Source organism: Pseudomonas sp. VA159-2, assembly GCF_024126635.1.
GTDB lineage: Bacteria > Pseudomonadota > Gammaproteobacteria > Pseudomonadales > Pseudomonadaceae > Aquipseudomonas > Aquipseudomonas muyukensis.
On record NZ_JAMYBV010000006.1, the window covers coordinates 249,724 to 257,916 of the forward strand.

Genomic DNA, 8,193 nt, shown 5'->3' on the forward strand with positions numbered 1-8,193 from the left:
TGTTATTATCGGCACCTTCTGATATTTGCCCGACCAGGTAGTCCTATGTCCGACCGCAGCGCTCGTTTACAAGCACTCCAGCACGCACTCAAAGAGCGCATTCTGATCCTCGACGGCGGCATGGGTACTATGATCCAGAGTTACCGCCTCGAGGAACACGACTATCGTGGCACGCGCTTCGCCGATTGGCCAAGCGATGTCAAAGGCAATAATGATTTGCTGCTGCTCAGCCGCCCCGATGTCATCGCCGCCATCGAGAAGGCCTACCTGGACGCGGGCGCCGATATCCTCGAGACCAACACCTTCAACGCCACGCAGATTTCCCAGGCCGACTACGGCATGGAAGCGCTGGTGTACGAGCTCAACGTGCAAGGCGCGCGCATCGCCCGCCAGGTCGCCGACGCCAAGACCCTGGAGACCCCCGACAAGCCACGCTTCGTCGCTGGCGTGCTCGGCCCGACCAGCCGCACCTGCTCGATTTCCCCCGACGTCAACGACCCGGGCTATCGCAACGTCACCTTCGACGAGCTGGTGAGCAACTACACCGAAGCCACCCGCGGCCTGATCGAGGGCGGCGCCGACCTGATCCTGATCGAGACCATCTTCGACACCCTCAACGCCAAGGCGGCGATCTTCGCCGTGCAGCAGGTGTTCGAGGAGGACGATGTCGAGTTGCCGATCATGATCTCCGGCACCATCACCGACGCCTCCGGCCGCACCCTGTCGGGCCAGACCACCGAGGCGTTCTGGAACTCGGTGCGCCACGCCAAGCCGATCTCGGTGGGCCTGAACTGCGCCCTCGGCGCCAAGGACCTGCGCCCCTACCTCGAAGAGCTGGCGACCAAGGCCGATACCCACGTTAGCGCCCACCCCAACGCCGGCCTGCCCAACGCCTTCGGCGAGTACGACGAGACCCCGGCGGAAATGGCCGCGGTGGTCGAGGAATTCGCCGCCAGCGGCTTTCTCAACATCATCGGTGGCTGCTGCGGCACCACGCCGCCGCACATCCAGGCCATCGCCGAGGCCGTGGCCAAGCACAAGCCACGGGCCATCCCGGACATCCCCAAGGCTTGCCGCCTGTCGGGCCTGGAGCCGTTCACCATCGACCGCCAGTCGTTGTTCGTCAACGTCGGCGAGCGTACCAACATCACCGGCTCCGCCAAGTTCGCCCGGCTGATCCGCGAGGAGAACTACACCGAGGCGCTCGAGGTGGCCCTGCAGCAGGTCGAGGCCGGCGCCCAGGTGATCGACATCAACATGGACGAAGGGATGCTCGATTCCCAGGCCGCCATGGTCCGCTTCCTCAACCTGATCGCCGGCGAGCCGGACATCTCGCGGGTGCCGATCATGATCGACTCCTCCAAGTGGGAGGTGATCGAGGCGGGGCTCAAATGCATCCAGGGCAAGGGCATCGTCAACTCGATTTCCATGAAGGAAGGCGTCGAGCAGTTCAAGCACCACGCCCGCCTGTGCAAGCGCTACGGCGCCGCGGTGGTGGTGATGGCCTTCGACGAGGTCGGCCAGGCCGATACCGCCGCGCGCAAGAAAGAGATCTGCCAGCGCAGCTACGACATCCTGGTCAACGAAGTCGGCTTCCCACCGGAAGACATCATCTTCGACCCGAACATCTTCGCCGTCGCCACCGGCATCGACGAGCACAACAACTACGCCGTGGACTTCATCGAAGCCTGCGCCTACATTCGCGACCACCTGCCCCACGCCCTGTCCAGCGGCGGCGTGTCCAACGTGTCGTTCTCGTTCCGCGGCAACAACCCGGTGCGCGAGGCGATCCACTCGGTGTTCCTCTACCACGCCATCCGCAACGGCCTGACCATGGGTATCGTCAACGCCGGGCAGCTGGAGATCTACGACGAGATCCCCGCCGCCCTGCGTGACAAGGTCGAGGACGTGGTGCTCAACCGCAGCGCGCACGGCACCGATGCATTGCTGGCCATCGCCGACGACTACAAAGGTGGCGGCGCGACCAAGGAAGTGGAAAACGAAGAGTGGCGTGCCCTGCCCGTCGAAAAGCGCCTGGAGCACGCGCTGGTCAAGGGCATCACCGCCTTCATCGTCGAGGACACCGAGGAATGCCGCCAGCAGTGCGCGCGGCCCATCGAAGTCATCGAAGGCCCGCTGATGAGCGGCATGAACGTGGTCGGCGACCTGTTCGGCGCCGGCAAGATGTTCCTGCCCCAGGTGGTCAAGTCGGCCCGCGTCATGAAACAGGCGGTGGCCCACCTGATCCCCTTCATCGAGGCCGAGAAAGGCGACAAGCCCGAGGCCAAGGGCAAGATCCTGATGGCCACGGTCAAGGGCGACGTGCACGACATCGGCAAGAACATCGTCGGCGTGGTACTCGGCTGCAACGGCTATGACATCGTTGACCTCGGCGTGATGGTGCCGGCCGAGAAGATCCTGCAGACCGCCCGCGAGCAGAAGTGCGACATCATCGGCCTGTCCGGTTTGATCACCCCATCGCTGGACGAGATGGTCCATGTCGCCCGCGAGATGCAGCGCCAGGGCTTCAACCTGCCGCTGATGATCGGTGGGGCCACCACCTCCAAGGCGCACACCGCGGTGAAGATCGAGCCCAAGTACTCCAACGATGCGGTGATCTACGTCACCGACGCCTCGCGCGCCGTGGGCGTGGCCACCCAGTTGTTGTCCAGGGAGCTCAAGCCCGGCTTCGTCGACAAGACCCGCCAGGAATATGTCGAGGTGCGCGAGCGCACCGCCAACCGCAGCGCCCGCACCGAGCGCCTGAGCTATGCCCAGGCCATCACCGCCAAGCCGCAGTACGACTGGGCCGGCTACCAGGCCGCGGTGCCCACCTTCACCGGCGTCAAGGTGCTCGAGGACATCGACCTGCGCACCTTGGCCGAGTACATCGACTGGACGCCGTTCTTCATCTCCTGGGACCTGGCCGGCAAGTTCCCGCGCATCCTCACCGACGAGGTGGTCGGCGAAGCGGCCACGGCGCTGTACCAGGACGCCCGCGAGATGCTCGACAAGCTGATCGACCAGAAGCTGATCAGCGCCCGCGCGGTGTTCGGCTTCTGGCCGGCCAACCAGGTCGCCGACGACGACATCGAGGTCTATGGCGACGACGGCCAGCCGCTGGCCACCCTGCACCACCTGCGCCAGCAGACCATCAAGCCCGACGGCAAGCCGAACTGGTCGCTGGCCGACTTCGTCGCGCCAAAGGCCAGCGGCGTCACCGACTACGTCGGCGGTTTCATCACCACCGCCGGCATCGGCGCCGAGGAAGTGGCCAAGGCCTACCAGGACAAGGGCGACGACTACAGCTCGATCATGGTCAAGGCCCTGGCCGACCGCCTGGCCGAGGCCTGCGCCGAATGGCTGCACGAACAAGTGCGCAAGGAACACTGGGGCTACGCCAAGGACGAACACCTGGACAACGAGGCGCTGATCAAGGAGCAGTACCGCGGCATCCGCCCGGCCCCGGGCTACCCGGCCTGCCCCGACCACACCGAGAAGGAAACCCTGTTCCGCCTGCTCGACGGCAGCGCCATCGGCCAGACCGGCCCCAGTGGCGTGTTCCTCACCGAGCACTTCGCCATGTTCCCGGCGGCTGCGGTCAGCGGCTGGTACTTCGCCCACCCGCAGGCGCAGTACTTCGCCGTGGGCAAGGTGGACAAGGACCAGGTCGAGCAGTACAGCGCGCGCAAGGGCCAGGACATCAGCGTGAGCGAGCGCTGGCTGGCGCCGAACCTGGGCTACGAGAGCTGAGATTGCCCCTTGTAGGCACCCGCCTTGCTGGTGAATGGCGCAAGCGCCTTCGCCAGCAAGGCAGGCTCAGACTCGCCTACACTGTCCCTGATTGCCTCTGACCAAGGAGCCACTCATGGACGACCGCACCCCGGGCACACCGCCCACCTTCTGGCAAATGCTGCAAAGCATCCTGGCCGCCGCCTTCGGCGTGCAGAGCGGCAAGAACCGCGCCCGCGACTTCACCTACGGCAAGGCCAGCCATTTCATCATCATGGGGACGCTGTTCACCCTGATCTTCATCTTGGTGCTGATCGGCCTGGTGCAACTGGCGATGCACCTGAACGCGCGCTAGCGGCGCGGAGTTGGCTCCCCCCCCTGTAGGAGCGGCCTTGTGTCGCGAAAGGGCCGCAAAGCGGCCCCTGTAGATCGCCAATGGCGTGAAGATCGCCGGGGCCGCTGCACAGCCCTTTCGCGACACAAGGCCGCTCCTACAGAAGACACCCGCGCGCAAACGCAAGCCGCCCGCGGATATCCCTTCCGCGGGCGGTTCAGGCAGGCTTGACGGTCTGAAAGGTTTGGTCGCTACTGATGGCTGACCCAATACACCGCGGTGACCACCACCAGCACGATCAGACACAGGATCGCCCAGGCGTCGACACTGCTGTCAGTTTTGCGCAGCTTGGTTGAGTTTCCCATTGCATTGCCTCTTGTAGTGGTTCTGGGAATGCACTTCAAGCAGCAGTTAAGTCCAGCAATGCCCATCGCTCAAGCAGGGTCTTTCAGTAGTCGACGGGTGACGTCAGGAACGGGTAGCGAAAATCCGCCGGGCGCCCTTCGGCGCTGTAGCGCTGGAAGTCGATGCCGTGGTTGTCCTGCTCCAGCAGCCGGAGCCAGCGCCGGGCCTTGGCCGGGTCGATCAACTGCAGCGCCGGCACGCTGTGCTCGCGCAGCCCGTCGCGGTCCAGGGCCAGGCCCAGGGCATCGTCGTGGAGCATGACCATGGCCCAGCCACCCAGGGTGAAATGCCCGCCCATCAGCACCCCCAAACGCCCGTCGATACGCGCGCGCAACGCCTCGGGCGAGCTGTTGACCGCGCTGAAGATCGCATCCTGGCCCGGCTGGCGGCCCGCCGCCTCGAATGCCTGCATGGCGCCAAAGGCCATCTGGTCGTTGGCCGACCACACCAGACGGGTTTCGGGATAGCGCTGCAACAATAGCTGCGCCTGCTCGAACGCCCGCTGGCGGCTCCAGCCGCCGTACACCACCTGGCGCAGGCGCACCTGGGGGTAGTCCGCCAGGGCCCGGCGCATGCCCTGCTCGCGTAACTGCGAAGCCGGCGTGGTCTTGACCCCGGCGAACGCCAGCAGGTCGACCGCGCCGGCATCCGCCGGGAGCTGCGCCACCATCGCCTTGAGCATCTGGTAGCCGGCCGCTTCATCGTTGCTCACCAGGGTGCCGAGCACCTCGGGGTATTTGTCCGGCTGCGCCTGCACGCTGTGCGCCTGGCTGTCGGTCAGGCCGTTGTTGACCAGGAACAGCTTGACCCCGGTGCCCCGCGACAGGCGGATGATTTCCGGCGCCACGTACTGCTCGTTGACCAGCACCAGGTAGTCCGGGCGCTGCGCGCCGTGCAGCAGCGCCCGGGCCTGGGTCAGCGCCAGGTCGGCGCGGCGCTCGCTGTACTGCACGCGCAGCTGCATGCCCAGGTCCGTCGCGGCGGCCTGCATGAAACGCGAATAATCGACCCAGAAGGTTTCGTTGGAATAGCCCGGGTTGAGAAACACCACCGAAGCGGCCTGTGCGCCCGCCACCAACGGCAGGCACAGGCACAGGCCCTGGCACAAGGCCTTGAGCATGCGTTACATCCCTGCAGAGCAAACCGCGGATTATACCGCCAGCCAGGCCCGGCGCGGATAAATGCCAGTCAGTCTCACTTAGTCCAATTGGTTCTTTTCATATGCAAAAACATCACTTTAGCGCATAAACCCACTCTGCTATCGTTCCTCGGCTCCGAACCGGAGTGCGCGGCCGTGCGCGCGATTAGCTGCATGCAGCCTGAGACAGGACTTTTATGTACGTATACGACGAGTACGATCAGCGGATCATCGAGGACCGCGTCAAGCAGTTCCGTGATCAGACCCGCCGCTACCTGGCCGGAGAGCTGAGCGAAGAAGAATTCCGCCCTCTGCGCCTGCAGAACGGCCTCTATATCCAACGTTTCGCCCCGATGCTGCGGGTCGCCGTGCCGTACGGCCAGCTGAACGCCCGCCAGGTGCGCATGCTGGCCAAGATCGCCCGTGACTACGACAAGGGCTACGCGCACATCAGTACCCGCCAGAACGTGCAGTACAACTGGCCGGCACTGGAGGACATCCCGGAGATTCTCGCCGAGCTTGCCACCGTGCAGATGCACGCGATCCAGACCAGCGGCAACTGCCTGCGCAACGTCACCACCGACCAGTTCGCCGGTGTCGCGGCCGACGAGCTGGTAGACCCGCGTCCCTGGTGCGAGATCGTCCGCCAGTGGACCACCTTCCACCCGGAATTCGCCTACCTGCCGCGCAAGTTCAAGATCGCCGTGAACGGTTCGAGCGACGACCGCGCCGCCATCGAGGTGCACGACATCGGCCTGGAGCCGGTGCGCAATGCCGCCGGCGAGCTGGGCTTCCGCGTGCTGGTCGGTGGCGGCCTGGGCCGCACCCCGGTGATTGGCGCCTTCATCAACGAGTTCCTGCCCTGGCAGGACCTGCTCAGCTACCTGGACGCCATCCTGCGCGTGTACAACCGTTACGGCCGCCGTGACAACAAGTACAAGGCGCGGATCAAGATCCTGGTCAAGGCCCTCACCCCGGAAGTGTTCGCCGAGAAGGTCGAGGCCGAAATGGCCCACCTGCGCGGCGGCAGCACCACCCTGACCGAGGCCGAAGTGCAGCGCGTTGCCCGTCACTTCGTCGACCCCGAGTACCTGGCCCTGGACAACCTCGACTACAGCGCCCTGGACGCCGAGCACCCAGGCTTCGCCCGCTGGCGTTCGCGCAACACCCGCGCGCACAAGAAGCCGGGCTACGTCGCCGTGACCCTGTCGCTCAAGCCCACCGGCGTTGCCCCAGGCGATGTGACCGACAAGCAGCTCGATGCCGTCGCCGAACTGGCCGAGCGCTACAGCTTCGGCTACCTGCGCACCTCCCACGAGCAGAACATCATCCTTGCCGACGTCGAGCAGCGCCAGTTGCACGCGCTATGGCTGGCGCTGCGCGAGCAAGGCTTCGCCACCCCGAACATCGGCCTGCTGACCGACATCATCTGCTGCCCGGGCGGCGACTTCTGCTCGCTGGCCAACGCCAAGTCGATCCCGATCGCCGAGTCCATCCAGCGCCGTTTCGACGACCTGGACTACCTGTTCGACATCGGCGAGCTCGACCTGAACATCTCGGGCTGCATGAACGCCTGCGGCCACCACCACGTCGGCCACATCGGAATCCTCGGCGTGGACAAGAAAGGCGAGGAGTTCTACCAGGTATCGCTGGGCGGCAATGCCGCGCGTGACGCCAGCCTGGGCAAGATCCTCGGCCCTTCGTTCGCCCAGGACGACATGGCCGATGTGATCGAGAAGCTGATCAGCGTATACGTCGAGCGACGCACCGAAGACGAGCGTTTCATCGACACTTACCAGCGTATCGGCATCGACCCCTTCAAGGAGCGCGTCTATGCAGCGAATCATTAAGAACAACCAGATCGTCGACGAAACCTGGCACCTGCTGCCCAAGGACGTGTCGATCGACGAGCTGACCAACTGCGACGACTACATCGTGCCGCTGCAGTTGTGGCGCGACCACCCCAGCCTGCTCAAGGCCCGCGACGGCGGCCTGGGCATCTGGCTGGACAGCGATGAGGAAGCCGAGGAAATCGGTGCCGATGTCCAGCACTTCCAGGTCATCGCCCTGAACTTCCCGGCCTTCACCGATGGGCGCAACTACTCCAATGCGCGCCTGCTGCGTGACCGCTACCAGTTCAAGGGCGAGTTGCGCGCCATTGGCGACGTGCTGCGCGACCAGCTGTTCTACATGGCCCGCTGCGGCTTCGACGCCTTCGCCATCCGTGCCGACAAGGACCCGGAAGATGCGTTGCAGAGCCTGAAGGACTTCTCGGTGACCTACCAGGGCGCCACCGACCAGCCGCTGCCGCTGTTCCGCCGCCGCTGATCGCACCTGCTGCAACGAAACGGCCCGCCTCATGGCGGGCCGCTTCACCACGCAACCTGTCGGAACCAGCCTTGCTGGCGAACCAGGCGACGCGGTGTGGATGGCACCGGCTACGCCGGTGTTCGCCGGCAAGGCCGGCTCCTACAACGCCCGCGACCTGCCTCAACCCCGTAGGAGCCAGCCTTGCTGGCGAACCAGGCGACGCGGTGTGGATGGCACCGGCTACGCCGGTGTTCGCCGGCAAGGCCGGCTCCTA

The 8,193-nt window shown here is 65.2% G+C and carries 5 protein-coding genes; 4 read left to right on the plus strand and 1 reads right to left on the minus strand.

Annotated elements, in window-relative coordinates; all coding sequences use genetic code 11:
• The first annotated feature begins 45 nt into the window (after nt 1-45).
• Complete coding sequence (gene metH / locus NJG22_RS08565; protein WP_253093650.1) at nt 46-3,753, plus strand: methionine synthase; 3,708 nt, start codon at nt 46-48, stop codon at nt 3,751-3,753.
• Between the two features lie 115 nt (nt 3,754-3,868).
• The gene (locus NJG22_RS08570; RefSeq protein WP_253093652.1) at nt 3,869-4,087 is read left to right on the plus strand and encodes a DUF2970 domain-containing protein; all 219 of its coding nucleotides are present in this window, start codon (nt 3,869-3,871) and stop codon (nt 4,085-4,087) included.
• A 427-nt stretch (nt 4,088-4,514) separates the two neighbouring features.
• Here the strand turns inward: NJG22_RS08570 and NJG22_RS08575 are convergent, their stop codons facing one another.
• Nucleotides 4,515-5,591: an ABC transporter substrate-binding protein gene (locus NJG22_RS08575; RefSeq protein ID WP_253093654.1), complete on the minus strand. Its 1,077-nt coding sequence runs from the start codon at nt 5,589-5,591 to the stop codon at nt 4,515-4,517.
• A 215-nt stretch (nt 5,592-5,806) separates the two neighbouring features.
• Between NJG22_RS08575 and NJG22_RS08580 the strand changes: the two genes are divergently transcribed.
• Together NJG22_RS08580 and NJG22_RS08585 are read left to right on the plus strand one after the other, a co-directional pair.
• Nucleotides 5,807-7,459, plus strand: coding sequence for a nitrite/sulfite reductase (locus NJG22_RS08580; RefSeq protein ID WP_253093656.1), 1,653 nt, complete (start codon nt 5,807-5,809; stop codon nt 7,457-7,459).
• Nucleotides 7,443-7,937, plus strand: coding sequence for a DUF934 domain-containing protein (locus NJG22_RS08585; protein WP_253093658.1), 495 nt, complete (start codon nt 7,443-7,445; stop codon nt 7,935-7,937). Before NJG22_RS08580 ends, NJG22_RS08585 begins: the two co-directional genes overlap by 17 nt.
• The last annotated feature ends 256 nt before the right edge of the window (nt 7,938-8,193 follow it).

What these genes read in the sequence shown, in the direction of transcription:
- NJG22_RS08580 (WP_253093656.1), top strand. Translation starts at nt 5,807, where the DNA reads ATGTACGTATACGACGAGTACGATCAGCGGATCATCGAGGACCGCGTC.
- NJG22_RS08585 (WP_253093658.1), top strand. Translation starts at nt 7,443, where the DNA reads ATGCAGCGAATCATTAAGAACAACCAGATCGTCGACGAAACCTGGCAC.
- NJG22_RS08570 (WP_253093652.1), top strand. Translation starts at nt 3,869, where the DNA reads ATGGACGACCGCACCCCGGGCACACCGCCCACCTTCTGGCAAATGCTG.
- NJG22_RS08575 (WP_253093654.1), bottom strand. Translation starts at nt 5,591, where the DNA reads ATGCTCAAGGCCTTGTGCCAGGGCCTGTGCCTGTGCCTGCCGTTGGTG.
- metH (WP_253093650.1), top strand. Translation starts at nt 46, where the DNA reads ATGTCCGACCGCAGCGCTCGTTTACAAGCACTCCAGCACGCACTCAAA.